General features: G+C 71.2%; 1 protein-coding gene. It reads left to right on the top strand.

The window, feature by feature from the left end:
* Positions 1–897 (top strand): FGGY family carbohydrate kinase (locus tag IEZ10_RS15300; protein ID WP_268246327.1); only part of this gene is annotated, 897 nt, incomplete at both ends.

Genomic DNA, 897 nt, shown 5'->3' with positions numbered 1-897 from the left:
CACCGGCCGGCCGTACCACAACGCGATCGTCTGGCAGGACACCCGCACCGACCGCATCGCCTCGGCCCTGGACCGCGACGGCCGCGGCGACGTCATCCGCCGCAAGGCCGGCCTGCCCCCCGCCACCTACTTCTCCGGCGGCAAGATCCAGTGGATCCTGGAGAACGTCGACGGCGTCCGTCAGGCCGCCGAGGACGGCGAGGCGATCTTCGGCAACACCGACACCTGGCTGCTGTGGAACCTCACCGGCGGCACCGACGGCGGCGTCCACGTCACCGACCCCACCAACGCCAGCCGCACCATGCTCATGGACCTCGAAACGCTGGAGTGGGACGACGAGCTGCTGTCGTTCTTCGGCATCCCCCGCGCCATGCTGCCGAAGATCCTCCCCTCCTCGCACCCCGGCCTGTACGGCACGACCCGGCCCGACGGCCCGTTCGGCGGGGAGGTCGGGATCTCCGGTGACCTCGGTGACCAGCAGGCCGCCACGGTCGGCCAGGTCTGCTTCTCCCCGGGGGAGGCCAAGAACACCTACGGCACCGGCAACTTCCTGCTGCTCAACACCGGCCACGAACTCGTCCGCTCCAAGAACGGCCTGCTGACCACCGTCTGCTACCGCTTCGGCGACGAGCGGCCGGTGTACGCGCTGGAGGGGTCGATCGCGGTGACCGGCTCGGCGGTGCAGTGGCTGCGCGACCAGCTCGGCGTCATCTCCGGGGCGGCGCAGAGCGAGGCGCTGGCCCGGCAGGTCGAGGACAACGGCGGGGTGTACTTCGTGCCGGCGTTCTCCGGTCTGTTCGCCCCCTACTGGCGCTCCGACGCCCGCGGCGCGATCGTCGGGCTGTCGCGGTACAACACCAACGCCCACCTGGCCCGGGCCACGCTGGAGGCCATCTG

The organism is Streptosporangium pseudovulgare, assembly GCF_014648055.1.
Taxonomy (GTDB): domain Bacteria; phylum Actinomycetota; class Actinomycetes; order Streptosporangiales; family Streptosporangiaceae; genus Streptosporangium; species Streptosporangium pseudovulgare.
This window is presented reverse-complemented; position numbering and strand designations above follow the sequence as displayed.